The sequence below is a fragment of the Methyloferula stellata AR4 genome (assembly GCF_000385335.1).
GTDB classification, from domain to species: domain Bacteria; phylum Pseudomonadota; class Alphaproteobacteria; order Rhizobiales; family Beijerinckiaceae; genus Methyloferula; species Methyloferula stellata.
In genome coordinates this window covers 681,291-705,331 of record NZ_ARWA01000001.1, presented here as the reverse complement: position 1 = coordinate 705,331, position 24,041 = coordinate 681,291, and the positions used below count along the sequence as shown (strand labels likewise).

Below are 24,041 nucleotides of genomic sequence, written 5' to 3'. Positions count from 1 at the left end.
TCAGCCGTTTTGACAACCTCGTCCCGCCGATCTTGAAGATTCTCCCCGTTTTTTCAGAACGGTTTCAGAACGACCAGGATAACGATAAAAATCAGCAAAAGCGTCGGAATTTCGTTGATCACCCGGTAGAATTCCGGCGAATGACCAATATACCCCATGGCGAAATCCTTGCGGGTCTTGCCCAAAAACCCGTGCAGCCCGCTCAGTCCCAAGACCAAAAGAAGCTTGGCATAGATCCAGCCGCTGGACTCGAAGAACCCACCATTGATCGCAAGGTAGAGACCGCTCGCCCATGTCGCAAGCATCGCAGGCAGCATGATGATGCGTTGCAGCCGGAGCTCCATCACCTTGAAGGTTTCGGCTTGCGGCGAGGCCGCCCCCGCCTCGGCGTGATAGACGAAGAGCCGGGGGAGATAAAAAAGCCCGACCATCCAGGAAATCAATGAGACGATGTGCAAAATCTTGATCCAAGAGTAAACGACGTCCATCTCTCAGCCTTCCGATCTCACGATTTTCAATAATTGTTCGACGTGCTCAATCGGTGTTTCGGGCAAAATCCCATGCCCGAGATTGAAAATATGCGGCCGGCCGGCAAAGGCCTTGAGGATATGCCGCGCCGCATCCTCTAAAGCTTTCCCTCCGGCGACAAGCGCCAAGGGATCGAGATTACCTTGCAAAATAATATTTCGATCGATCGCAGCTGCCGCCCAGACGGGATCGACCGCTGTGTCGAGACCGAGAGCCTCGGCTCCACTGCTCGCCGCGAAGGAGGAAAGCCTTGGCCCAATTCCGCGCGGAAAAGCGATGATCCGGATGCTGGGATATTTTGCCCGTAATCCATCGACGATGGCTTTGACCGGGGCAAGACACCAGGCTTCAAATTCATGCGCCGGCAGAACGCCTGCCCAGGAATCGAAAATCTGAACAGCCTCGACGCCGGCTTCAATCTGGGCCGACAGATAATCGATCGAGGCCGAAACCAGAAGATCGATCACTCTGTGAAAAAGATCCCTGTGGCGATAGGCAAAGAGCCGGGCAGGTGCCTGGTCGGGCGTGCCTTTGCCGGCGATCATATAGGAGGCAACCGTCCAGGGCGCGCCGCAAAAACCGATGAATGCGGTCTCCGGCGGAAGCGCGGATTTAACCCGGTCGATCGTCTCAAAAACGGGCGCCAGCTTTCGAAGATCGATCTCGGGATGGAGTTTGGCGATATCCTCCGCCGTCTGCAAAGGGTCGAGTCTTGGGCCTTCACCCGATTCGAAACTGACCTTTTGCCCGAGGGCATCCGGAACCACGAGAATATCGGAAAAAAGAATAGCCGCATCGAAACCGAAACGCCTGATCGGTTGCAGAGTGGCTTCCGCCGCTAGCCTCGGCGTGTAGCAAAAATCGAGAAATGTAATCGCGGTGGCGCGGATCTCGCGATATTCCGGCAGATAGCGCCCAGCCTGGCGCATCAGCCAAACAGGTGGTGGCAAGACGATCTTGCGATTGAAGACATCGTTGAAAGGCTTGGCCTTACTGGGAGGGAATGGCTCCAAACCTATTCAAACCTTTTTGAATCTTTGAATCTGTGTCTGTTAAGGCTTGGCGTTGGATTACCCTTATTCTGGGCTATGCACAATTTAGGATCTTGGCCGAGCTTATCCCTGTTTTTCACAGCAACCGGCTGTAGGCGAATTGGTTAACAAAACCTTAACCAATTCAAAGCTCAAGCTTAGACCATCAACTGTCACAATATCTTCCAAATCACTTAGTCCCTTGATTCACATCATGGCCATAGGCCGAAGCCTACATTTGTGCTTGTGCACGAAGGGGCGGTACTTATCCCCGTAGTGAGTTGGGGCTTGAGCCGCCGTCCGTTTTATCCACCAATGTCCCCTGTTCTCCCCGATCCCGCCGGGAGAACGGGCGGGGGGTATAAGATTGGGCCGCAGTTATTTCCATCTTCATCTCGTTTCGGACGCGACGGGCGAAACCTTGATCGCCGTCAGCCGGGCCGCGGCGGCGCAATATCAAGGCGTCTCCTCGATCGAGCATATTTATCCTTTGGTGCGGTCCAAGTCGCAGCTCGATAAGGCGATCGCCGAGATAGAAGCGGCGCCCGGCATGGTGCTTTTCACGCTGGTCGATCAGGACCTGTCGCAAGGTCTCGAGGAGGCTTGCAAGAGGATCGGCGCGCCGTGTCTTTCGATCCTGCAGCCGATCCTCAATCTTTTTCAATCCTATATCGGTATGGAATCAACGCCGCGGCCTGGCGCGCAGCATATGCTGAACGCCGAATATTTCCGCCGGATCGACGCTCTGAATTACACCGTGCTGCATGACGATGGTCAGCAGGTCGATGAATATGAGGAAGCCGACGTGCTCTTGATCGGCGTCAGCCGGACCTCGAAGACGCCGACGAGCATCTATCTCGCCAATCGCGGCATCAAGACCGCCAATATTCCTCTTGTGCCCAATGTCCCCCTGCCGCCGGGGCTGCGGAAACTGAAACACCCTCTGGTGGTCGGTCTTCTCGCCTCGCCCGAGCGGATCGTGCAGATGCGCGAAAACCGGCTTTTGGCCTTGAATGCCGATTATGACTCGCTCTATGTGGACCGGCTTTCAGTTGCCGACGAGGTCGCGCAATCGCGGCGGCTATTTGCCGAACTGGGATGGCCGACGATCGATGTGACACGCCGCTCGATCGAGGAGACGGCGGCGGCCGTCATCGATCTCTATCGTGTCCATTCCATGAAATTTATCGCGCAGGCCTGACGCATGTCCGGTTCTAAGGCTCTTTGGCAAAACCCTTTGCCCTTGATTCTTGCGTCCAAAAGTGCGGCGCGGCAGGCGCTGTTGACCTCGGCCGGTCTGCCGTTTGAAGCGGCCGACGCCAAGATCGACGAGCGCGCCGTCGAGGCTTCGCTTCTGGCGCAAAAAGCCGGCGCGGCCGAGGTCGCAGCGCATCTGGCGCGGGCCAAGGCATTGGCGGTGAGCGCCTTGAGACCGGATCATCTCGTCATCGGGGCGGATCAGGTGCTTGATCTCGATGGGCGGCTTTTCGCCAAGCCGAAAGACCTTGCCGAGGCAGCCGAGCATCTGGCGCTTCTCTCCGGCCGCACGCATGAATTGCATTCGGCCTTCTGCGTCGCGAGAGCTGGCAGGATCCTGAAGGAGGAGGTCCCGACCGCGCGTCTCACATGCCGGATATTGGGCCAATCCTTCATCGCGGCCTATGTGGAAACCGCCGGAGCGGAGCTTTTAAACAGCGTGGGCGCCGGCGCCGTCGAAGGTCTCGGCATCCATGTGCTTGAGAAGATAGAAGGCGATCACGCGACGATCATGGGCCTGCCGCTCATTCCTTTGCTGCAATTCCTGCGCGAAGAGGGCAGTCTTCTCGCATGAGTACAAATCCGCCCCGCGCTTGCGTCATCGGCTGGCCGGTCAAACATTCGCGCTCGCCCTTGATCCACACCTACTGGCTGCAACAGCTAGGCATCGAAGGAAGCTATGGGCGGGCCGAAGTCGCACCGGCGGATTTCCAGAATTTCGTGAGTCATCTCGCCGAAAAGGGCTATCGCGGTGGCAATGTCACTCTGCCGCATAAGGAAATGGCCTATCGGCTTGCGACGCGCCGAACTGAACGCGCCGACTCTCTCCAAGCTGTGAATACCCTATGGATAGAGGGTGGAGAGCTTTGGGGCGATAATACTGATATTATTGGCTTTCTCGGTGGTCTGGATGCCGAAGTCCAAGGTTGGGAAAAGACCGGGGATAAAGCCGTCGTGCTCGGCGCGGGCGGAGCGGCCCGGGCAATCGTCCAGGCGCTTTTGCTGCGCAACATAAAAAATATTTTAATATTCAACCGGACGCTTGAACGGGCCGAAGAGCTGGCCCGTCTGTTTGGGTCCGGTGTGACGGCGCGGCCCTGGCAGCAGCTAGGCGAAAGCCTCGCGGGCGTCGATCTTCTCGTGAATACCACATCGCTCGGCATGGCCGGTCAGCCGCCCCTCGATATCGATCTCTCCGCTCTGCCCAGCTATGCGGTGGTAGACGACATTGTCTATGTGCCGCTCGAAACGCCGCTGCTGGCGCAGGCGCACCGTCGCGGCCTGCGCACGGTCGGTGGCCTTTCCATGCTGCTCCATCAGGCGGTGCCCGGATTCGAACATTGGTTCGGGCAAAGACCCGAGGTCACGCCGGAATTGCTCGCCTTGATTGAAGCCGATGTGACGAGCACGCCAAAATGATCGTCCTCGGCCTCACCGGCTCGATCGGCATGGGCAAATCGACCACGGCGAATCTGTTCCGGGCCGAAGGGATCGAGGTTTTCGACGCGGATGCGGTCGTCCACGGGCTCTATCGAGGCAAAGCTACGCCTTTGATTGAAGCAGTTTTTCCCGGAACGACGGAGGCCGGCGTCGTCGACCGGCTGCGCCTCGGCGCCCGGGTTCTCGGCGATCCTGCTGCGCTGCAACAACTTGAGGCGATCGTGCATCCGCTCGTGCGCGAAGCCCGCGAAGAATTTTTGTGCAGTGCAAAAGAGCGCGGCCTACCGCTGGTGGTGCTCGACATTCCGCTTCTGCTTGAGAATGCCGCCGATACGCCAGTCGATGCCGTACTTCTGGTGACGGCGCCGGAAGCAGTGCAAAAGGAAAGATTAGCCCAACGTCCCGGCATGACAGAGGCGCGATTGGAAGCCATATTGGCGCGTCAAATGCCCGATGCCGACAAGCGCAAAAAGGCGAATTACATCATCGATACGAGCCTCGGCCTGGCCTCGGCGGAGGCGGATGTGCGAGACATCTTGCGAAAGCTGATTCCGGGACCAAAATGAGCTTGGATCAAATTCAAATGACGGATTTTTATCTGGCGCATAATCTGATCCGAAAAGTCTGCAACTTTTCGGGATTATGCGCTGATGCGTGAGATCGTCTTCGATACGGAAACGACCGGTCTCGACCCCGCCAATGGCCATAGGGTCGTCGAGATCGGCTGTATCGAGATCCTGAACGCCATCCCGACCGGCCAGCATTTCCACGTCTATATCGATCCCGAACGCGACATGCCCGAGGAGGCTTTTCGCGTTCACGGCATTTCGGCGGAATTTCTCAAGGGAAAGCAGGTCTTCGCGCAGATTGCCGAGGATTTCTTGAAATTCGTCGGAGATGGGCAGCTCGTCGCCCATAATGCCGAATTTGACATGCGTTTCATCAATGCCGAACTCGCGCTCCTCGGCCTTCCGCCGATCGGTTCCGACCGTGTCATCGATACTTTGACGATGGCGCGCCGGCGCCACCCTGGTTCGCCGAACAACCTCGACGCACTCTGCCAGCGCTATGGAATCGATAATTCCCGCCGCACAAAACACGGCGCGCTGCTCGATGCCGAGATCTTGGCGGAAGTCTATGCGGAACTGACCGGTGGCCGGCAGGCCAATCTGCTGCTCGGCGGCCCCAACCGGGGCTTTGATCGATCAGCCGAGGGCCTGATGAAGGCGCGGCCGGAGCCGCTGCCGTTTGCCATTGAGGCGATGGCGACCTTGCGCCATTGGGCCTTCATCAAAACCTTGGGCGACAAGGCGATCTGGCATCAGTTCAAACTGCCCGAGCCGCCATCCGATCCTTGATTTGCTGCGGCCTATGTTGCGCAGCAAAGCTCAGTTCGGCGCCGTGGCCGGAGCGCCGGTCGCCGCGACTTCGGCCATTTTCTGCCGGTAAAGCGAGGCGAAATCGATCGGATCGATATAAAGCGGCGGAAAACCACCGTTGCGCACCGCATCGGCGACGATCTGCCGGGCGAAGGGAAACAGCAGGCGCGGGCATTCGATCATGATGACCGGATGCTGATCGGAGGCCGCGATATTCTGCAGCCGGAAGATGCCGGCATAATCGAGCTCGAATTTGAACAGAAGGTCGGCACCCTCGCCGGCGGAGCCCTCGAGCAGGATTTCGACCTCGAAATCGGCTTCGGCGACCTGCTTGGCGTTCACATTGACCTGGATGGAGATGTTCGGAGCCTTACTTTGCGGCCCTAAAGACCGGGGCGCATTCGGGTTCTCGAAGGAAAAGTCCTTGATATATTGAACCATCGCGTTGAGGGCGGGCACACCATTGTTCGGCTGTGCGTCATTGCCGTTCGCTTCGGCCATTTTCAAAAATCTCCCTCGAAGTCCGCTTGACTGTGCCGGACGGAATGCGGCTGCCGGTAGCATGGATAGAAGAGCGGAACAAGGTGAAGCTGAAACGCCCCGGCCGCGGCTTTAGCTCTGGCCGCGCGGATTGGGCGCGCTATCGTCGAGACGCCGCCACTCGCCATCGGTGAGATCAATCACCTCATCGCGGCGTCTTGGCTGCGATTGCGCCGTGAAAGACGCGCCTTGCCAATGCATCCGATTGGCGAGCCAGAGCCGGATCATCGGTGCCGAAAGCGCAAGCCCGACCAGATCGGACAGAAAACCCGGCAGGATCAGTAATACGCCGGCGATGGCCGAAATCGTGCCATCGACCATAGATTCCGGTTTGAGAACAACGCCTTGGGTACCCAACACCTGTCTCAGGCTCGAAGCGGCGTCCTGGCCGAGCCGCCGCAACAGCGAAAATCCCATCAGGCTTGTCAGGAGGCCGAGCAAAAGCGCGCCCGCCAGGCCGATATAGGCGACAACCAGCGCAAAAGCGCAAAGCTCGGCCGCAAACCAGAGTGCAAACCCGAGCAGAAGGCGTTTTGGAAGTTCGACCGGGCCGTGCGTGATCTGCATCTCTATGAACTCTTCGTAAGCCGCCGCGTGCTCTTCGCGATTTCGCTGGACAGGTGGGGACCTGCTTCCCAAATGGTGCCGGACAGGCGTTTCGAGGCGGTTTGGCGAACTGGCCTCCAGATTGCCAATATATATGATAAGAGATGGGGCATCCGGCAACCACGCTGCCTATCGCTTAAGACCTCTTCTAAGCCACACCGGATCCGATGCACGAGCCATTTGACATGACGACCATTATTTTCGCGCTTCTGGCCATTTTCGTGGTGTGGAAGCTGAGTTCCGTTCTCGGCATGCGGACGGGGCATGAAAAGCCGCCGGTCGATCCTTTCGCCCGGCCGCGCGACGATGCGCGGCGCGAGGCCACCGAAACCGACGGAAATGTCATCAGGCTGCCGGGTGCGGCCAATGACGACAAGCGGGCGCAAGAGCAAAAGGGTGGGGGTCCTGGCCGCTGGGCTGGCTTTGCCGAGCCAGCCACGCCGCTTTGGGCCGATCTCGACGCTTTGGGCCGTGCCGATCCGAATTTCGATCCCAAGGCCTTTCTCGAAGGTGCGAAAGCCGCCTATGAGATGATCATCAATGCTTTTGCCAATGGCGATAAAGCCACCTTGCAAAATCTTCTGGCCGAGGATGTCTTCGCAAGTTTTTCCGGGGCGATTTCAGATCGCGAAGAGCGCGGCGACAAGGTCGAAACCACTTTGGTGTCGATCGACAAGGCGGCCTTCGATCACGTCCAATTGCACGGTAGCGTGGCGCAGGTCAGTGTGATTTTCGCGGTCAAGCTGATCACGGTCACGCGCGACAAGACCGGCGCGGTCATCGACGGCGCCGCGGACAAGGTCATCGATGTCAATGATCTTTGGACCTTTGCCCGCGATACCAGCTCGCGCGATCCGAATTGGAAACTGATCGCCACGGAAAGCCGCCACTGACCCATATCGGGGTTGACGATGATTCGCGGTTTCCTCACGCCTCCCGAGATGTCGCAAGACGCAGTGCCTTTCGCGGCGCTCGACGGATTTGACGGCGAGGATTGCCACGCGGCCTTTCGCGCCTTTTTAGTCTCCTGCAAGGCGATCGTCGAAAACGAGCCGGCTTTGCGCCCGGCCGCCGATCCGGCGCCTTCCTTCCTGAAGACCGTCTGCCTCAAGGCGCTCGCCGAGCCTGCTTCGAATGCGCGGGAGGCGCGGCAGTTCTTCGAGACATTTTTCGCGCCGCATCGCATCCGGCCGAAGACGGCCTCGGGCGCCGGTTTCGTCACCGCCTATTACGAGCCGGTCGTCGAAGGGTCCTTGGCACCGCATCCCGATTTTGCCGCGCCGATCCTAGGCCGGCCCGACAGTCTCGTCGATTTGCGGCAAAGCGAAAGCCTCGCAGGTGCCGCGGCGCCATTTTTGGAGCCCTATCCAGATCGCGCCGCGATCGATGCGGGGGCACTCGAAGGCCGGGTGAAACCGCTCGTCTGGGTGAAGGATAAGGTCGAGGCCTTCTTCATTCATGTGCAAGGCTCGGCACGCGTCAAACTGCGCGACGGGGCAGAGGTCCGGCTGACTTACGCGGGGCGCAATGGTCATCCCTATACGTCGATTGGCCGGATTCTCGTCGTGGAACATGATATCCCGCCGGAAAAGGCCGGTCTCACCGGGCTGAAGGACTGGATCAGGACACAGGGTCAAGGACCGGGCGAGGCCGGTGCTGCGCTCATGTTGCGCAATAAATCCTATATTTTCTTCGCTTTGACGGAGGTATTGCGGCCCGAGGAGGGTCCTATAGGCGGCCAGGGCGTCAGCCTGACCGCTTTCCGGTCGATCGCCCTGGATCGTGCCATCTGGCCCTATGGCTTGCCGATGTGGATCGATGCGGAGATCCCTTGGCAGTCGCCGGCTTCATCGAAATTTCGCCGGCTGATGATCGGGCAGGATACGGGTTCGGCCATCGTCGGCGCCGCGCGCGGCGATCTTTATTTTGGTTCCGGCGATGCGGCGGGCGCGCTCGCAGGTGCGATCAGGCATAAAGCCGAATTCACGGTGCTGCTTCCGCGCGATCTCGACGGATCGTCATGAAGAAAGGCCAGTCCGTTCATCGGTCGCCGCGCGCGCGGTCCCTGACCGATGAAGAAATCGAGCTTTGGATCGAGGTCGCGCGCAGCGTGACGCCCCGGCATGGCAAAAGCCTGCCGCATCTTCCAAAGGAACCAGCAGTCGTCGAGATCGAACTCTCCATTGAGGCTGGACCGGCGCAGACTGCGGAGCGGACTCAGCCTGCGCCTTCGGCCAAGGCCCCGGCGCTTCCGGCTTTGGCCGGCGTCGAGCGGCGGCTGAAGGCGAAACTCTCGCAAGGCAGGGCCGGCGTCGACGCGGTTCTCGATCTTCACGGCATGCATCAGCACACGGCCTTTGGCGCGCTGCGGCACTTTTTGAACACGGCGCAGCGCGACGGCGCTAAACTTGTCCTCGTCATCACCGGCAAGGGCGAGCGGGCTTCGGCCGATCCGTTCGAGCAAGGCGGCGTCTTGCGCCGCAGCGTGCCGCATTGGCTGAGCGCACCCGAACTGCGCTCAATTGTGATCGGTTTTGAAGAAGCGACACGACCGCATGGCGGCGCCGGCGCGCTATATGTGCGGATCAGGCGGCGCGATCGAATGGCTCCGGCAAAAGCTGGAAGGGGATGGCATGGCGAATGAAACAAGCGGCTTGAACGGTCATGGTCCCGACTGGAACGCAATTAAGGCGCCGTCGCTGGCCGATTTCGAAACTCTGGCAGAGGTGGCCTATGCGCATTTGCCGGAGCGTTTCCGCAAGCTCTGTGAGGATCTCGTCATCCAGGTCGATGATTTTCCCGACGACGACACGCTCGATTTGATGGAATGCGAGACCGAATTCGATCTTCTGGGTCTCTTCCAGGGGCGTGGCCTCGCGCAAGGCGGCACGGGCGTGGCAACGGGTCAAATGCCGAATATGATATGGCTTTATCGAAGGCCCATTCTCGATTTCTGGGCCGAGCACGAGGAGAGTCTGGGCGACATCGTCACTCATGTCCTCGTCCATGAGATTGGCCATCATTTCGGGCTTTCCGACGACGATATGCATGCGATCGAGCAGGCCTGATCGCGGAGGGCGCGAGCTCAGAAATAGACCACTTTGTTTTCGCCGATGAGATCGGCCGGCCGGCCGGTCAGCCGGGTCTTGATATAATGATAGGCATAGATGAGCGGCATCGTCGGCCGGTCCCAATATTCGGCGCTTTCGACCGTGACGCAGATCAGGCGAATATCGTCTTCGTCGGGGCCTTTGGGAAACCAAAGCCGCTGATTGGCATCCCATATCTCCCTGACCTTGGCGGGATCGACGCGGATTTCCGCAGTCCCGGAAATGGAAACATAGCGCTGGCTCTTAGGATCGGAATAGGCGACGAGCACGTTCGGATCGGCGAGAAGCTCGGAGATTTTGGGCGAGCCCTCCTGTGTGATGAACCAGAGTTTGCCGTCGAAATGCTTTTGCGACGCGGCGAGCGGCCGCGAATGGAGCCGGCCATCGGCGCCATGCGTCGTCAGGAGCGCAATGCCTATATCCTTGATGAGGTCGAAGACCTTGCGGCGATCCGCCTCGGACCTGGATATGTCGGGCATTTCCGTCTCCCCTCCTCTTGGGCCGAACGGGCGGGCCGCCGCAAAGGTTCCGGGCGTGACATAAGTTAGGCCGCGCGTTATTTGGTCTTTCGGAACGAGGATTGGGAGAGAATGGACAAGTTTACGACGCTGACCGGCGTTGCGGCGCCCCTGAAGATCACCAATGTCGACACCGACATGATCATCCCGAAGCAATATTTGAAAACCATCAAGCGCACGGGCCTTGGCGCTGGGCTCTTTCACGAGATGCGCTTTACGGAAGACGGAAAGGAAAATCCGGATTTCGTCTTGAACAAGCCGGCCTATCGCAAGGCGCAGGTTCTTGTCGCCGGCGATAATTTCGGCTGCGGCTCATCGCGCGAGCACGCGCCTTGGGCTCTGCTCGATTTCGGCATCCGCTGCGTGATCTCGACGAGTTTCGCGGATATTTTTTACAACAATTGCTTCAAGAACGGGATCTTGCCGATCAAGGTCTCGCCTGAGGATCTCGCCAAGCTGATGGACGATGCCGAGCGCGGCGCCAATGCGACGCTCACCATCGATCTCGAGGCCCAGGAAGTGCGCGGCCCGGACGGCGGCACCGTCAAATTCGACATCGATCCGCACCGCAAACATTGCCTTTTGAATGGCCTCGACGACATTGGCCTCACGATGGAAAAGGCGAAAAAGATCGAGCATTTCGAGGAAAAGGCGCGCGCGCTCCGGCCCTGGCACTAGAGCATGATCCCGAAAAGTTGCAGACTTTTCGGATCAAGATCATGCGTCGAAACAAAAGCTTAAAGCGCGATTGCGGTTTAACTTGAAGCGATCGCGCTTCAAAGCTGGGCGCGGCGGAACCGGAGCCGCTTTTCGGGATTGTGATGCATACGAGCTTGGCGGGCTGAGGCGCCGGGCTGATCTGCATGAGGTTTCCGAAATGCTCTATACAATTCTGATTATTCTTCTGATTTTGGCGTTGATTGGTGGTCTGCCGGCTTGGCCCTATTCCTCCGGTTGGGGGTATTACCCGTCCGGCGGCCTCGGCCTTATCCTTCTGATCGTCATCATTCTGGCTCTGACCGGCCGGGCTTAGGGCGCGGCCTCGAAATCCTGCCTTAAAACAGAATGTTAAACGGGAGCAGGAGCCGTCTGAGGCGGGTCCTGCTCCGTCTTAAAAAGTTCGGAAAACCTTGACGCGGCGGCTCTCCTCGCTTAGAGACTGCGCTCTCGCCCGATCCGCTGGAGACGGGTTTCCGCGCTTCGGGTCAGGCTCCCGCGCTTAGACTATAAGGAAGAATTCGATGTCACGCCGTTGCGATTTGACGGGTAAGGCCGTTTTGACCGGCAATCTCGTCAGCCACTCCAATCGCAAGACGCGGACGCGATTCCTGCCGAACCTCTGCAATGTCACGCTGCAATCCGAAATCTTGCAGCGGCCCTTCCGTCTGCGCGTGACGGCCGCGGCCTTGCGCTCGGTCGAACATCGCGGCGGCCTCGATGCCTTTCTGATCAAGGCCAGCGAGAGCGAATTGTCGCTCGGCGCCAAAAAGATCAAATCCGAAATCGCCAAAGCGAAAGCCGCCGAGGCGTAAGCTTCCTTCGCTTTCCGTCGACCGCTTGCCTCAGGCTATGAAGGCGCGAGCCTGTTCGGCCGCGCCTCCAATTTGCCAATGTAACCGTCTCGCGACCCGCTCAGACGCGTTCGCTGTCGAGCATGGCCATCTGCTCGGTTGCATAGCGCTCGCCGGCGGCGGCGCCTTTCGGCACCACGCGTTCGATCGCCGCGAGATCTTCAGGCGTCAGCATCACATCGAGCGCGCCCAAGGCTTCTGTCAGCCGGTCGCGGCGGCGGGCTCCGACGAGCGGCACGATGTCCTTGCCTTGCGCCACCACCCAGGCGATCGCGATTTGCGCGACGCTGGCGCCTTTTGCTTCGGCCAGCCCCCGGAGCTGCTCGACGAGCGCCAGGTTCTTCTCGACATTGCCTTCCTGGAAGCGCGGACTGTAGCCGCGAAAGTCGGTCGCGCCCGCGGGCTTCTGCCAATGCCCGCTGATGAGTCCGCGCGAGAGCACGCCATAGGCCGTGATGGCGATGCCGAGTTCGCGGCAGACGGGCAAGATCTTATCTTCTATGCCGCGTGAGATCAGCGAATATTCGATTTGAAGATCCACGATCGGATGAACGGCCGCGGCCCGGCGGATGGTTTCCGCGCCCACCTCCGACAGGCCGATATGGCGGACGAAACCAGCTTTCACCATGTCGGAGATAGCGCCGACGGTATCCTCGATCGGAACGTTGGGATCGAGCCGCGCCGGGCGATAGATGTCGATATAGTTGAGGCCGAGCCGGCGCAGCGTGTAAGCCAAGAAATTCTTCACAGCGGCGGGCCGGCCATCGAAGCCGAGCCAGCCACCCGCCGGATCGCGCATGGCGCCGAATTTCACGCTGACCTGGAAGCGATCGCGCGGCACGCTTTTCACCGCTTCGCCGATCAGCATTTCATTATGGCCCATGCCATAGAAATCGCCGGTGTCGAGAAGCGTGATCCCCGCGTCGAGCGCGGCATGGATCGTCGCTATGCTCTCCGACCGATCCGAAGGGCCGTAAAGGTCCGACATGCCCATGCAGCCAAGACCCATGGCCGACACGCGCGGTCCAGCCGCGCCCAATTGCAAAATTTCCATCGTGAACCCCGTTTTCGAAAAGCCATTGCGAACAGCCTAAAGGTGGGGTCTACGAGCTGTACGATAATACGTTCTTTTGAGAACAGCCTGTGCTAAAAACGAAACAATGGCTGACATGGATCTTGCGGATCTCGATGCTTTCGTTGCCGTCGCGCAAGCGCGCAGCTTTCGCGGCGCCGCCAAATTGCGCGGCGTTTCGCCCTCCTCGCTGAGCGAGGCCCTGCGGCGCCTCGAATTGCGATTGGGCGTACGGCTTCTCAATCGCACGACGCGCAGCGTGACGCCGACGGAGGCTGGCGCGCATTTGCTCGAGCGTCTGGCACCGGCGCTTGGCGATATTTCAGGCGCGCTCGATGCGGTGAATCAGTTTCGCGACAGCCCGCGCGGCACGCTCAAGCTCAACGTGCCGACCATTGTGGCGCGGGAAATTCTGCCGCCGATTGCGACGCGTTTTCTCATCGCCCATCCGGGCATTACGCTCGACGTGACGGCGAGCGATACGTTCATCGACGTGCTCGCCGCTGGCTTTGACGCAGGCATCCGTTACGACGAGCGGATCGAAAAGGACATGATTGCCGTGCCGATCGGCCCGAGCGTTCAGCGCTTCGTGCTGGCAGCCTCGCCCGCCTATATCGCAGCGCGCGGTGCGCCGAAAGAGCCGCGGGAAATCTTGGATCACCCTTGTATCCGGCATCGCTTCCTGAGCGGCGTCCTCATCTCGACCTGGGAATTCGAGCGCGACGGCGAGATCGTCCGTGTCAGCCCGGAAGGCCCGATGATCGCCACAATGGGTGAACTCGAAATCGGCGCGGCCCTAGCGGGCCTCGGTCTCATCTATTCATTCGAAGAGTTTCTACGCCCCTACCTGGATAAAGCCGAACTTGTCGAACTATTGGCCGATTGGTCGCCGCGCTTTCCCGGGCCTTTTCTCTATTATCCGAGCCGCAAACATATGCCCGCGCCGCTCAGAGCTTTTGTCGATTTCATCAAGACGCGGTAGGTCAAGACCTAGCGTCATTGCGAGCGCAGCGAAGCAATCCGGGAAAGTTGCCACATGGATTGCTTCGTCGTTTCACTCCTCGCAATGACGATGACCAAGCGGCTTATGCCTGCTCAATTCAAATCGAGTGCATTCGTCATATCGGGTGCGGCCGCGTCGCGCTCGCCGAGCGGCACGATCCCAAAACGGGTTTCGATCAATTTCAGAATCGCCGTCGTGTCATAGTCCGTATGATCGATGAAGCCTTTCTTGGCGAAAGGCGAAATGACGAGCGTCGGCACCCGCACGCCCGGACCCCAACGGTCCTTCTTCGGCGGCGCCATATGATCCCAAAGGCCGCCATTCTCATCGTAAGTGATGACGATGAGCGTGTCCTTCCAGAGAGGACTGTCTTCGATCAGTTTCACGAGATCGGCGGCATAGCGCTCGGAGGCGAGCACCGTCGAATAGCCCGGATGTTCGTTGAATTCGCCGATCGGCTTATAGAAGGTCACGGCAGGAAGCTGGCCCTTCTCGATTCCTGCGGTGAAATCGAGCGCATCCTTGATATGTGCCTTGCTGTCTTCTGTGCCATTGGCATAGCGGCCAAAGAAGGCGAAGGCCTGATGATGGAATTGAAACAGCGGGTCTGGCTTGCCTGCCAGCGCATCGTTCCAGCCGCCCGAATACCAGGCCCAGGGCACGCCTTTTTCACTGAGCCTGTCGCCGATATTCGGCATGTCCTGTGGCGGCAATAATTTAGCCTCGGGGACGCTTTGCGCATGCGGTCCGAGCTTCGGCTGCAACGTATTGACCGCATAAAAATCAGGCGTCACGGCATTATCGGCTTTGTCGCTGGTGATCACGCCATTTTCATCGAGCGTGGCGACAAGCTCCGCAGGCGCGTTTTCGAAACGCGGCGTGCAGGCGCAAATCGTCCAGAAATGGTTGAGGAACGAGCCGCCGAAAGCCGCATGGTAAAAATGATCCATCAGCACGTAGCGCTTGGCATAATCCCACAGCGGAAATTTGCTGCCATCATAAGTGCTCATGACAAGGCCGCCGGCATCCGACCAAATGGCGAACTTGTCCATCTTGCCGTCGTCGATCTGCAATTGCTCGTGGTAGAAACGGTGCACCAGATCGCCCGTGGTCTGTTCCGGCCCGACATAGGGTTCGGCGCGAAACGGCGCATTCGGCAGATTGGCGGGAAAGCGCGTGTCGACGATCGGCACCTTCGGATTGGTGTTCATCACCGGCGGCAGGGTTTCGAGCACTTTGCCGTCTTTGCCGACCTGCGTCGCCGTGGCGCCAGCGTTGGCGAGACCATCGGCACCTGGAAACAATCCATAGAGATTGTCGAAGCTGCGGTTCTCGAGATAAATGACGATAATATGGTTGATCTTGTCGAGACCGGGTACCGGCTTTGGTGCGTCCTGTGCGGCGGCCAAGGGGATGCCCGCGAACAGAGCGCCGAGGGTCAAAAATCCAGCTAAAAAGCGCGTCATCGGAAAACTCGGCGAATAATATCAAGCTTTGCCGCGTATCAGATCAATCTGCTGTTCCTATGACAAGCGCCGTTTCCGTCATTCGCGAAGACTGGATGGCCGCTCAGTGCAGGGTAGGTGCGACGCCGGTCTTGCCCGGCGCATAGCCGCGCCGCCCACTTGCGGGCTGCGCATCGCCCTTCTCGCTGAAGAGCTCGGCGAGCTTGTCGGTCATCGCGCCGCCGAGCTCCTCCGCATCGACGATCGTCACCGCGCGGCGATAATAGCGCGTCACATCATGGCCTATGCCAATGGCGATGAGTTCGACTGGCGATTTCGTCTCGATCTCTTCGATCATCTGGCGCAAATGCCGCTCGAGATAATTGCCGGGATTGACCGAGAGCGTCGAATCATCGACCGGCGCGCCGTCGGAGATCATCATCAGAATCTTGCGCTGCTCGGGCCGGGCCAGCAATCTCTTGTGCGCCCAATCGAGCGCCTCGCCGTCGATATTCTCCTTGAGCAGGCCTTCGCGCATCATCAGGCCGAGATTCTTGCGCGCCCGCCGCCAGGGCGCATCAGCGGATTTGTAGATGATATGGCGCAGATCGTTGAGCCGGCCCGGGTTCGGCGGCTTGCCCGCCTGCAGCCAGGCCTCGCGCGCCTGGCCGCCTTTCCACGCGCGGGTCGTAAATCCAAGGATTTCCACTTTCACGCCGCAGCGCTCCAGCGTGCGGGCCAGAATATCGGCGCAGGTCGCGGCAACCGTGATCGGCCGCCCGCGCATCGAGCCGGAATTGTCGAGGAGCAAGGTCACGACCGTATCGCGGAAGTCGGTGTCCTTCTCGCGTTTGAAGGACAAGGGCTGCTGCGGATCGATGACGACGCGCGGCAGGCGCGAGGCATCGAGCATGCCTTCTTCGAGATCGAATTCCCACGAGCGGTTTTGCTGCGCCATCAGCCGGCGTTGCAGGCGGTTGGCGAGACGCGAGACGATCGACGAGAGATTTTGCAATTGCTTATCGAGATAGGCACGCAGCCGGTCGAGTTCGTCGGCATCGCAGAGGTCTTCGGCCATGACGGTTTCGTCATGGCGTTTCGAGAAAGCCTTATAGTCTTGCAGCCGCGGTTCGGTTTTGCCTGGCGACGGCTGGCGGCGCGACTCGGAGCCTTGTTCCGCGTCGGCATATTCGGCGTCTTCTTCGAATTCTCCGGAAGGCGCCTCGGCCGATTCGGTCGTGCCGTCGTCCAAAGACTCCTCGGCCGAGTCCGTCTGCTCCGACTGCATGGCCTCGGCGGTCTGGTCTTCTTCGCCGTCATTATTGAGGCCGGCATCGCCCTCGTCGGCCTGATCCTGCGGCAGGTCCTCGTCGTTTTCGTCCTGGCCGAGGCTGCCTTCCTCACCCATTTCGAGCGAGCTGAGAAGCTTGTGAACCGCTTGCGCAAAAGCCGCCTGGTCTTCGATCGCCGTGCCGAGCCTGTCGAGATCGCTTTTTGCGCGTTCCTCGACCCAGGGGCGCCAGAGGTCGACGAGCTTTTGCGCATTTTTTGGCGGTTTGCGGCCGGTGAGCCGCTCGCGCACGATCATGGCGACGGCGTCTTCGAGCGGTGCATCGGCGCGCGCCGTCACTTCGGATGCGCGGCTGCGATAATAGCGATCGTCGAGCATGGCATCGAGATTATTGGCAACGCCCTGCATGCGCCGTGAGCCAATGGCTTCGACGCGCGCCTGTTCGACGGCATCGAAGACCGCGCGGGCCGCAGAGGCCTGCGGGAGAAGCTTCCGGTGAATATCGGTGTTGTGGCAGGCGAGCCGGAGCGCCATCGAATCGGCGTGGCCGCGCAAGATCGAGGCCTCGCGCGGATCGAGCTTGCGCGCCGGTTCGGGCAGGCGGGCTTTCGCAGTCGTGCCCGTACGGATGAGGTTCGGCCGTTCCGACGCATAGGCGACTTCGAGCTGCGGCATGTGCGACAGCGCGCGCATGCAGCCGGCCAAGGCCCGTTTGAAGGGCTCCTGCGGCGCTTCGGCCTTGCTTGGCGGCTTTGAGTTCGAAGTCATTAGGCTCAACGGTCGTGCGAACCCCTCTCCCCTTGTGGGAGAGGGTGGCCAGCGGAGCTGGCCGGGTGAGGGGTTACGCTCTGTCGGCGGAAGGGTTTAGCCCCTCATCCGCTTCGCATTCGCTCGGCACCTTCTCCCGCAAGCAAGCCGGGCTTGCCCGACTTGCGTCTTTGAGAATGCCAAACTCGGGCAAGCCCGAGTTTGGTCGGGAGAAGGTGCCGCCTTCATCGGCAGGGTTAGCTAGCTCATCACCACATTCACAGCGCTTTCGGGCAGATCCTGGCCGAAGCAGCGCTGATAGAATTCGGCGACGAGCGTGCGCTCCAATTCATCGCACTTATTTAGGAACGTGAGCCGGAAAGCGAAACCGATGTCGCCGAAAATTTCGGCATTCTCGGCCCAGGTGATCACCGTGCGTGGGCTCATAACGGTCGAAAGATCGCCGGCGATGAAGGCGTTGCGGGTCAAATCGGCGACACGCACCATCTTGTTGATCGCGTCGCGGCCTTCCTTGGTCTGCTGATAGGATTTGACCTTGGCGAGGACGATTTCGACTTCCTTGTCGTGCGGCAGATAATTCAGCGTCGCGACAATCGACCAGCGGTCCATCTGGCCCTGATTGATCTGCTGCGTGCCGTGATAAAGGCCGGACGTATCGCCAAGCCCGATCGTATTCGTCGTCGAAAACAAGCGGAAGGCCGGATGAGGACGGATAACCCGGCTCTGATCGAGAAGCGTGAGCCTGCCCGAAACTTCGAGCACGCGCTGAATGACGAACATCACATCCGGCCGGCCGGCGTCATATTCGTCGAAGCAAAGCGCGATATTGTTTTGCAGCGCCCAGGGCAGGATGCCGTCCTTGAACTCTGTGACCTGCTTGCCGTCCTTCAGGACGATCGCGTCCTTGCCGACGAGATCGACGCGTGAGACATGGCTGTCGAGATTGATGCGCACGCAAGGCCAGTTGAGCCGTGCGGCCACCTGCTCGATATGCGTCGACTTGCCGGTGCCGTGATAGCCGGTCACCATCACGCGGCGGTTCTTGATGAACCCCGCGAGAATGGCAAGTGTCGTATCGCGATCGAAAATATAATCGGGATCGGTGTCGGGAACATGTTCTTCGGCTGTGGAATAGGCCGGGGCCTCAAGGTCGGTGTCGATTCCGAAAACCTGACGAACCGATATTTTCATGTCGGGCAGGCCACTCACCCCGCCTGACGCTGCTGCGCTTTGCATTCATCCTCCTTCGGACGGGAGTCGCGCCAGCATGTGCCGAAACCCGGAACGCTGTTGTAAACTCGGTCGCAACTCGGCACCGCTGAAATGCCTGACATTATGCCTCAAGGCGCCGAAGCAAGATTCAGGCGAGCTTGACCGACTTTAGATAATTATAGGCGCGGATGATTTCCCGCAATTTGTCTTCATTCGACCGGTCGCCGCCATTGGCATCCGGGTGGAGACGTTTGACCAGATCCTTATAGCGGGTCTTGATCGTTGGCGCATCTGCTCCGTCGTCAAGTCCCAATTGATCCAAGGCTTTAAGAGCAGCGACGCCGGTCCTTGGCTTGGGCGCTGGCTCGGCCGCCTGCCGCATCCGCGAGCGGAACAAGCCAAGCGGATCCGAGGTCCGCGACGGATCGTCACCCTCCTCCCGGAAGCCGCTACGGCTGCGGTTCACCCCCATCGACCAGGTCGGGCGATGGCCGACCACGTCTTCTTTTTGGTAAACGGCGACGTCTTCGGCGGTCATCCCGTTGAAATAATTGTAGGAGGCGTTGTATTCGCGCACATGATCGAGGCAAAAGCTGAAATATTGCCCCTCGCGCAATCGTCCCATTGGCGCGCGAAATGCTCCAGGTTCGTTACAACCTGGATGATCGCAGCGCACCTGATTGGTTTGTACGGTTTGTTTTCGCGCAGGCTTGACCCTGATGCGATCGAAGAGTCGAGAATTCAAATCCATGTCGTCCATTATGAAGCTCTTTGGGGTGGCCGCAAGGCGCTCGAAGCGATAAAATGAAAAATGAACGAACCGAGCCGGTTTGATGAGGAGTCTAAAAAATGAGCGAACACGCCGAAGCCACAATGGCACAGCGAATCAAAAGCAAACTTGAAGCCGCTTTGGCCCCGAGCCTGCTTGAAGTCATCGATGAATCGCATAAGCACGCCGGTCATGCGCATGCCGCGATGAGCCCCGGCCGGGCGCATGGCGATGGCGGAACGCATTTCCAAGTTAAAGTGATCTCGCAAGCCTTCGCTGGCAAGAGCCGAGTGGACCGTCATCGTACCATCAATTCTGTTTTGCAGGCCGAGCTGAACGACACCGTGCATGCACTGTCGATCGAAGCCAAAGCCCCTGGCGAATAATCCCGCCGGAGAATTCAGCATCTTCGAATTAAAGCAAACGCCAATGTGAGAGACATCGATCCGCGATGTCTCAAACTTGCCATGAAAATCGGGCTGATCTTAGAGAGCATATGCCCTAATACGTATAGGTGATCGAACCAATTGGGCTGATTTTCAAACAGATGGCCTCAAAGGGTGCTGGAGTATCCGGCTAGTCCCTTTTCAATTTGGCCGGAGCACGGTAGGAAGGCATTGGCGCTATTCTGCGTTGCCGAAGCCTTTCGATCGTTCAGGATCATGTGATGGGCCGTTCAAACGCTGGAAGTCGGATGCTCCGTTTTGCGGCTTTCGCTCTTGCGGCGAATGTCTTCACAGCGGGTTGGTTGTGCGGTCCCTTGGCTCTCTCTGCCGAAGCGGCGCCGGCCCTCGTCGTCGACGTCGCCTCAGGCGCGGTTCTCTACCAGCAAGAGGCGACGGAGCCCTGGTTTCCGGCCTCGCTTACCAAATTGATGACGGTTTATGTGGCCCTGCAGGCCGTGCGCGACCACAAGATCGCGCTGGACACGCCCTTGGTCGTTTCGCCGCGCGCGGTTTCGATGCCGCCGTCCAAAATGGGTTTCGCAGCGGGCACCGAAGTCACTCTCGACAATGCGCTCAAGATGTTGATGGTGCGCTCGGCGAACGATCTCGCCGTCACCGTCGCGGAAGGCGTATCGGGCTCGGTCGAAGCCTTCGCCGAGGATATGAATGCGGCGGCAGCTCAATTGGGCATGCAGGAATCGCATTTCGTCAATCCGAATGGCCTGCCCGATCCGCGCCATGTGTCGTCGGCGCGCGACATGGCGATACTCGGCCGGGCGCTTTACAAAACCTTCCCAGAGCATATCGATCTCTTCAATCTCGGTGCCTTGGCTCTGGGGTCCGAGGTCATCACCAATCACAATAATCTTCTCGGGCGTTATCCGGGTGCCGAAGGTATGAAGACGGGCTTCACCTGTCCGGCGGGATTTAACATTGTCGCCAGCGCCGCGCGCGGCAGCCAAAGGTTGATCGTCGTCGTCATGGGCGCGCCGACCGTGCCGCTGCGGACGCAGAAGGTCTCCGCTCTGTTCGACCGCGGCTTTGGCGGTGTCGATCACGCCATTGCGTCCTTGGACAATCTCGGGCCCGCAGGCGGGACGAACGCGCCGGACATGCGCGATCAGATCTGCCGCCGCCGCGGCAAGGCGATCGTGCAATTTAATGCCGAAATCGCGCAGTTGACGGCGCCGCTCGTCGCCGAAGCGGGACCGGCCGCCAATCCGGCGGGCCAGCGCTCGTTTCCCTTCGTGACGAACACGCCCTTCCATACGACGCCGGTCCTGACGCGAATCGATCTGGTGCCGGCGCCGGTCTTTTCGCCGGTCCCGGTCTATATTGGCCCGATGGCGGGCTATATCGGACCCGTTGCGCAAGCGCGGCCGCCGCATTCGGCCGTCGGAACAGAGCCGACGCCTGAGCAGGCCAGCGCCTATGCGGCAACATTGCCCGCCGCTACCGCCAAAACGCCGCTCGCCCCCGACCCGACGGCTCTGCCGATCAAGGGGCGCCATGCGCCAAAGGCTGTCGCCGAAAAGCCCGTGAATAAGAAGATCGCTGCGAAAATGCTCGAAGGTGCTGGCGGCGAGGCGGACGATACCCATCCCAAAAAGGGCAAGGCTAAAAAGGCTTCGGTGAAACAGCACTCGGTCAAAGAGGCGCATGCGGATAAGCCGAAGCCCGCCAAAGCCAAAGAGACCGCGAAAACCCTCCACGCCAAGGATCATGCCGTAGCCCAAGCGAAGGTGAAAACCAATAAGGGCCAAGCCGCCGCCAAGCAATGAACAGGCGCACGTTTTGTTGCGCGGTTTTGCAGGTGAAATGGATCGCAATGCGGGCTTCTCGTGCATAGATGCCGGTCTGAACCCGCTCTGGAACCGCCATCATGTCCGAATTAGCCAGACGGCCGCCGCCGCCTTTTCCCCTGACCGTCATCACGGGCTTTCTCGGCGCCGGCAAGACGACACTCTTGAACCGCCTTCTGAAGGATCCGGTGCTTGCGGACACGCTCGTCATCATCAATGAATTCGGCGAGATCGGCCTCGATCACCTCCTGATCGAGAAGATCGATTCCGACATGATTCTTTTGTCGTCGGGCTGCCTCTGCTGCACGATCCGCGGCGACCTCATCGAGACGCTTGAAGATCTTTTGCGCCGCCGCGACAATGATCGCATCGCGCCGTTCAAACGTGTGATCATCGAGACGACGGGATTGGCCGATCCGGCGCCGATCCTGCAAACGATCATGTTTCATCCCTATCTCATGCTGCGTTTCCGGCTTGAGGGCGTCATCACGTTGATCGATGCGGTGAATGGGGCAGCCACACTCGATGCGCATGAGGAAGCGGTGAAACAGGCAGCGGTCGCCGACCGGCTGGTGCTCGCCAAATCGGATCTCGTTTCCGGGGCCGATCGCCCTCGCCTCGATGCGCTGCAGGCGCGCCTCGCCGAACTCAATCCGGGAGCGCTTCTGCTCGATGCGGCATCAGGTCAAGCGACAGCCTCGCGCCTTCTCGATGCAGGGCTCTACGATATTGACGGGAAGATACCCAATGTCCGCCATTGGCTGAACGCGGAGGCGTTCGAAGACGGTCACGACCATCACGGGCATGATCATCAAGGGCGCGAGCATGGCCACCACGATCACGCCCATGCGCACCAGGACGTCAACCGTCACGATGCGCGCATCGCGGCCTTCTGCCTGCGTTTCGCGCCGCTCGTCGAACCCGCAGGGCTCGATCTGTTTTTGGAACTCATGCGCAATGCCTATGGCGCCAATCTTTTGCGCGTCAAAGGCATTGTCGCTTTGGCCGATGATCCCGCGCGGCCACTGATCGTGCATGGCGTGCAGCATGTGTTTCATGCGCCGCAAAGGCTCGATGCCTGGCCGGACGACGATCATGCGACCCGCATGGTCTTCATTCTGAAAGACATCCAGCCGGGCTTCGTCGAAGGTCTGTGGAATGCGGCGATGGGCATTCCCGCACCGGATCGCGCCGATCGCCAGGCGCTGACGGAGAATCCGCTCGCGGCCAAGCAGGGCGGTCTCCTCTCTTGAACCCTGATTTTCGCCGCGAGAGGTGACACGGGGCGCATAAAGCTATATAATAATTTATATTAAGTCTGGAGCGCTCATCCTATGCGCGAAAGTCTTTCGGAAGCTTGGCCGCCGGATCGCGACCCGACTTTTACGTGCAGAGCCTGCGGCGGCTGATATGGAAAAGGTGAAGCTTTATTTCGTGTGGGTCAGACGCAAAGCGTCCGAGGCATGCGACGTCATAAAGCTTTGGACCCTGGTGGAGAGCGCCGCCAAAACCCATGGCAGCTCGACCTCGATGCGCAATGTGTCGGGCAGAACGTCGATAGTCGCGCTCGCTGCCTGACCGAGTGCCGAGACATCGACCTTGGCCTGATCGCCGGCCCAATTCACCTGCGATTGGCCGACCTTGTCGACATATTCCTTGCGCAGACGTTCGAGCTGATCCTGGACGCGGCGCTTGGCTTCCTCGGTGCCGAGATCATGCGGCAAACTGATCGAAATGGTTTTGGGCATAGGTCTCTCCGCGATCTATGTAGGTCTGCCAGCGCCGTCTTGCCACGCCATTTTAAAAGGAAACGCAGGAGATTTCATCCGCGCGCAGCACCGAGTCCTGGTGAAAGCGGCGCTTATAGGCGGCGCGGATCGCCTCGATCTTGGTCTCGGTCGTCGCGTCTTTTTCATACCATATGAGCAAAAGCCGCGAGGATTCCTTGCTGATTGTGCCGCGTTTATTGCGCCATTGCCCGTAGCCGTCGAAAACGGTGAGGCCGTCGGGAAAGCGCGGCGTCACTTCGCGCTCCATAAAGGCGTCCCAGGCGTGGGACGCGACGCGGCCCGGCTTGCCCGCCAGTCCGAACACCAATTCGAGCCGCTCCATGCGTTTGGCCGGCAGAACGCAGCCTTGTGTTGCGGGCGCAGGCGTATCCTCCGCATGAGCCAAAGGCGGTGCGCAAAAAAGCAAAATTTGAATAAGAGCCGCCTGGATCAGGCCTCGAAATTTCATGGCGCTTCTCCAGGG

At 59.5% G+C, this 24,041-nt stretch carries 28 protein-coding genes; 16 read left to right on the top strand and 12 right to left on the bottom strand.

Annotated elements, in window-relative coordinates; all coding sequences use genetic code 11:
• Nucleotides 1–53 precede the first annotated feature (53 nt).
• Both hemJ and hemE read right to left on the bottom strand, forming a co-directional pair.
• The gene (hemJ, locus tag A3OQ_RS0103525; RefSeq protein WP_020173978.1) at nt 54–488 is read right to left on the bottom strand and encodes a protoporphyrinogen oxidase HemJ; all 435 of its coding nucleotides are present in this window, start codon (nt 486–488) and stop codon (nt 54–56) included.
• 3 nt (nt 489–491) lie between these two features.
• Complete coding sequence (hemE, locus tag A3OQ_RS0103520) at nt 492–1,541, bottom strand: uroporphyrinogen decarboxylase (protein ID WP_020173977.1); 1,050 nt, start codon at nt 1,539–1,541, stop codon at nt 492–494.
• 385 nt (nt 1,542–1,926) lie between these two features.
• Between hemE and A3OQ_RS0103515 the strand changes: the two genes are divergently transcribed.
• The 5 genes from A3OQ_RS0103515 (at nt 1,927) to dnaQ (ending at nt 5,614) form a co-directional block, all read left to right on the top strand.
• The gene (locus A3OQ_RS0103515; protein ID WP_020173976.1) at nt 1,927–2,760 is read left to right on the top strand and encodes a pyruvate, water dikinase regulatory protein; all 834 of its coding nucleotides are present in this window, start codon (nt 1,927–1,929) and stop codon (nt 2,758–2,760) included.
• Between the two features lie 3 nt (nt 2,761–2,763).
• Nucleotides 2,764–3,390, top strand: coding sequence for a Maf family protein (locus tag A3OQ_RS0103510; RefSeq protein ID WP_026595457.1), 627 nt, complete (start codon nt 2,764–2,766; stop codon nt 3,388–3,390).
• Nucleotides 3,387–4,235: a shikimate dehydrogenase gene (locus A3OQ_RS0103505; protein WP_020173974.1), complete on the top strand. Its 849-nt coding sequence runs from the start codon at nt 3,387–3,389 to the stop codon at nt 4,233–4,235. The genes A3OQ_RS0103510 and A3OQ_RS0103505 overlap by 4 nt, the downstream gene beginning before the upstream one ends.
• Entirely contained in the window at nt 4,232–4,822 is a 591-nt protein-coding gene (gene coaE, locus A3OQ_RS0103500) for a dephospho-CoA kinase (RefSeq protein ID WP_020173973.1), read from the top strand. Before A3OQ_RS0103505 ends, coaE begins: the two co-directional genes overlap by 4 nt.
• An 84-nt stretch (nt 4,823–4,906) precedes the next feature.
• Nucleotides 4,907–5,614 carry a DNA polymerase III subunit epsilon gene (gene dnaQ / locus A3OQ_RS0103490; protein ID WP_020173971.1) on the top strand — a complete coding sequence of 236 codons (708 nt, stop codon included), beginning with the start codon at nt 4,907–4,909 and terminating at the stop codon, nt 5,612–5,614.
• 30 nt (nt 5,615–5,644) lie between these two features.
• Here dnaQ and secB read toward each other — a convergent pair whose 3' ends face one another.
• Both secB and A3OQ_RS21240 read right to left on the bottom strand, forming a co-directional pair.
• Nucleotides 5,645–6,136: a protein-export chaperone SecB gene (gene secB / locus A3OQ_RS0103485; RefSeq protein ID WP_020173970.1), complete on the bottom strand. Its 492-nt coding sequence runs from the start codon at nt 6,134–6,136 to the stop codon at nt 5,645–5,647.
• A 111-nt stretch (nt 6,137–6,247) separates the two neighbouring features.
• Entirely contained in the window at nt 6,248–6,742 is a 495-nt protein-coding gene (locus A3OQ_RS21240) for an FxsA family protein (RefSeq protein ID WP_020173969.1), read from the bottom strand.
• Between the two features lie 224 nt (nt 6,743–6,966).
• On the opposite strand from A3OQ_RS21240, the gene A3OQ_RS0103475 reads away from it, so the two are divergent.
• From A3OQ_RS0103475 to A3OQ_RS0103460, 4 genes are read left to right on the top strand one after another with little or no spacing between them, the layout of a single operon-like run.
• A complete protein-coding gene (locus A3OQ_RS0103475) occupies nt 6,967–7,674 on the top strand; it encodes a Tim44/TimA family putative adaptor protein (RefSeq protein ID WP_020173968.1) in 708 nt (235 codons plus the stop codon).
• An 18-nt stretch (nt 7,675–7,692) separates the two neighbouring features.
• Entirely contained in the window at nt 7,693–8,805 is a 1,113-nt protein-coding gene (mltA, locus tag A3OQ_RS0103470; protein WP_020173967.1) for a murein transglycosylase A, read from the top strand.
• Nucleotides 8,802–9,425 (top strand): Smr/MutS family protein, encoded by a 624-nt coding sequence (locus A3OQ_RS0103465; RefSeq protein ID WP_020173966.1) that lies wholly within the window; start codon nt 8,802–8,804, stop codon nt 9,423–9,425. Before mltA ends, A3OQ_RS0103465 begins: the two co-directional genes overlap by 4 nt.
• The gene (locus tag A3OQ_RS0103460; protein ID WP_020173965.1) at nt 9,415–9,849 is read left to right on the top strand and encodes a metallopeptidase family protein; all 435 of its coding nucleotides are present in this window, start codon (nt 9,415–9,417) and stop codon (nt 9,847–9,849) included. The genes A3OQ_RS0103465 and A3OQ_RS0103460 overlap by 11 nt, the downstream gene beginning before the upstream one ends.
• A 17-nt stretch (nt 9,850–9,866) precedes the next feature.
• On the opposite strand, the gene A3OQ_RS0103455 is transcribed toward A3OQ_RS0103460, so the two are convergent.
• Nucleotides 9,867–10,370: a pyridoxamine 5'-phosphate oxidase family protein gene (locus A3OQ_RS0103455; RefSeq protein WP_020173964.1), complete on the bottom strand. Its 504-nt coding sequence runs from the start codon at nt 10,368–10,370 to the stop codon at nt 9,867–9,869.
• A 111-nt stretch (nt 10,371–10,481) separates the two neighbouring features.
• On the opposite strand from A3OQ_RS0103455, the gene leuD reads away from it, so the two are divergent.
• The 3 genes from leuD to rpmB all read left to right on the top strand — a co-directional run bounded on the left by leuD (nt 10,482) and on the right by rpmB (nt 11,941).
• Complete coding sequence (leuD, locus tag A3OQ_RS0103450) at nt 10,482–11,087, top strand: 3-isopropylmalate dehydratase small subunit (protein WP_020173963.1); 606 nt, start codon at nt 10,482–10,484, stop codon at nt 11,085–11,087.
• 199 nt (nt 11,088–11,286) lie between these two features.
• On the top strand, nt 11,287–11,442 hold the full coding sequence (locus A3OQ_RS23915; protein ID WP_083931650.1) for a DUF3309 family protein: 156 nt from the start codon (nt 11,287–11,289) through the stop codon (nt 11,440–11,442).
• Between the two features lie 208 nt (nt 11,443–11,650).
• Complete coding sequence (gene rpmB / locus A3OQ_RS0103440) at nt 11,651–11,941, top strand: 50S ribosomal protein L28 (protein ID WP_020173961.1); 291 nt, start codon at nt 11,651–11,653, stop codon at nt 11,939–11,941.
• Between the two features lie 100 nt (nt 11,942–12,041).
• On the opposite strand, the gene A3OQ_RS0103435 is transcribed toward rpmB, so the two are convergent.
• Nucleotides 12,042–13,034 carry an aldo/keto reductase gene (locus A3OQ_RS0103435; RefSeq protein WP_020173960.1) on the bottom strand — a complete coding sequence of 331 codons (993 nt, stop codon included), beginning with the start codon at nt 13,032–13,034 and terminating at the stop codon, nt 12,042–12,044.
• 106 nt (nt 13,035–13,140) lie between these two features.
• Between A3OQ_RS0103435 and A3OQ_RS0103430 the strand changes: the two genes are divergently transcribed.
• The gene (locus A3OQ_RS0103430; RefSeq protein ID WP_026595453.1) at nt 13,141–14,034 is read left to right on the top strand and encodes a LysR family transcriptional regulator; all 894 of its coding nucleotides are present in this window, start codon (nt 13,141–13,143) and stop codon (nt 14,032–14,034) included.
• Nucleotides 14,035–14,147: 113 nt separating this feature from the next.
• Here the strand turns inward: A3OQ_RS0103430 and acpA are convergent, their stop codons facing one another.
• The 4 genes from acpA to A3OQ_RS0103410 form a co-directional block, all read right to left on the bottom strand.
• Nucleotides 14,148–15,521, bottom strand: a complete 1,374-nt coding sequence (gene acpA / locus A3OQ_RS0103425) for an acid phosphatase (RefSeq protein WP_020173958.1) — start codon at nt 15,519–15,521, stop codon at nt 14,148–14,150.
• 103 nt (nt 15,522–15,624) lie between these two features.
• Nucleotides 15,625–17,559, bottom strand: a complete 1,935-nt coding sequence (gene cobT, locus A3OQ_RS0103420) for a cobaltochelatase subunit CobT (protein ID WP_020173957.1) — start codon at nt 17,557–17,559, stop codon at nt 15,625–15,627.
• 240 nt (nt 17,560–17,799) lie between these two features.
• A complete protein-coding gene (gene cobS / locus A3OQ_RS0103415) occupies nt 17,800–18,795 on the bottom strand; it encodes a cobaltochelatase subunit CobS (protein WP_020173956.1) in 996 nt (331 codons plus the stop codon).
• A gap of 124 nt (nt 18,796–18,919) precedes the next feature.
• The gene (locus tag A3OQ_RS0103410) at nt 18,920–19,522 is read right to left on the bottom strand and encodes a J domain-containing protein (protein ID WP_026595452.1); all 603 of its coding nucleotides are present in this window, start codon (nt 19,520–19,522) and stop codon (nt 18,920–18,922) included.
• 98 nt (nt 19,523–19,620) lie between these two features.
• Here A3OQ_RS0103410 and A3OQ_RS0103405 point away from each other — a divergent pair, with 98 nt between their 5' ends.
• The 3 genes from A3OQ_RS0103405 (at nt 19,621) to A3OQ_RS0103395 (ending at nt 23,041) form a co-directional block, all read left to right on the top strand.
• On the top strand, nt 19,621–19,926 hold the full coding sequence (locus A3OQ_RS0103405; protein WP_020173953.1) for a BolA family protein: 306 nt from the start codon (nt 19,621–19,623) through the stop codon (nt 19,924–19,926).
• Between the two features lie 308 nt (nt 19,927–20,234).
• Nucleotides 20,235–21,767, top strand: coding sequence for a serine hydrolase (locus A3OQ_RS21230; protein WP_020173952.1), 1,533 nt, complete (start codon nt 20,235–20,237; stop codon nt 21,765–21,767).
• 101 nt (nt 21,768–21,868) lie between these two features.
• Entirely contained in the window at nt 21,869–23,041 is a 1,173-nt protein-coding gene (locus tag A3OQ_RS0103395; RefSeq protein WP_020173951.1) for a CobW family GTP-binding protein, read from the top strand.
• Nucleotides 23,042–23,215: 174 nt separating this feature from the next.
• Here A3OQ_RS0103395 and A3OQ_RS0103390 read toward each other — a convergent pair whose 3' ends face one another.
• Together A3OQ_RS0103390 and A3OQ_RS0103385 are read right to left on the bottom strand one after the other, a co-directional pair.
• Nucleotides 23,216–23,536 (bottom strand): polyhydroxyalkanoic acid system family protein, encoded by a 321-nt coding sequence (locus A3OQ_RS0103390; protein ID WP_020173950.1) that lies wholly within the window; start codon nt 23,534–23,536, stop codon nt 23,216–23,218.
• 52 nt (nt 23,537–23,588) lie between these two features.
• Nucleotides 23,589–24,026 carry a DUF3574 domain-containing protein gene (locus A3OQ_RS0103385; protein ID WP_020173949.1) on the bottom strand — a complete coding sequence of 146 codons (438 nt, stop codon included), beginning with the start codon at nt 24,024–24,026 and terminating at the stop codon, nt 23,589–23,591.
• Between the last annotated feature and the right edge of the window lie 15 nt (nt 24,027–24,041).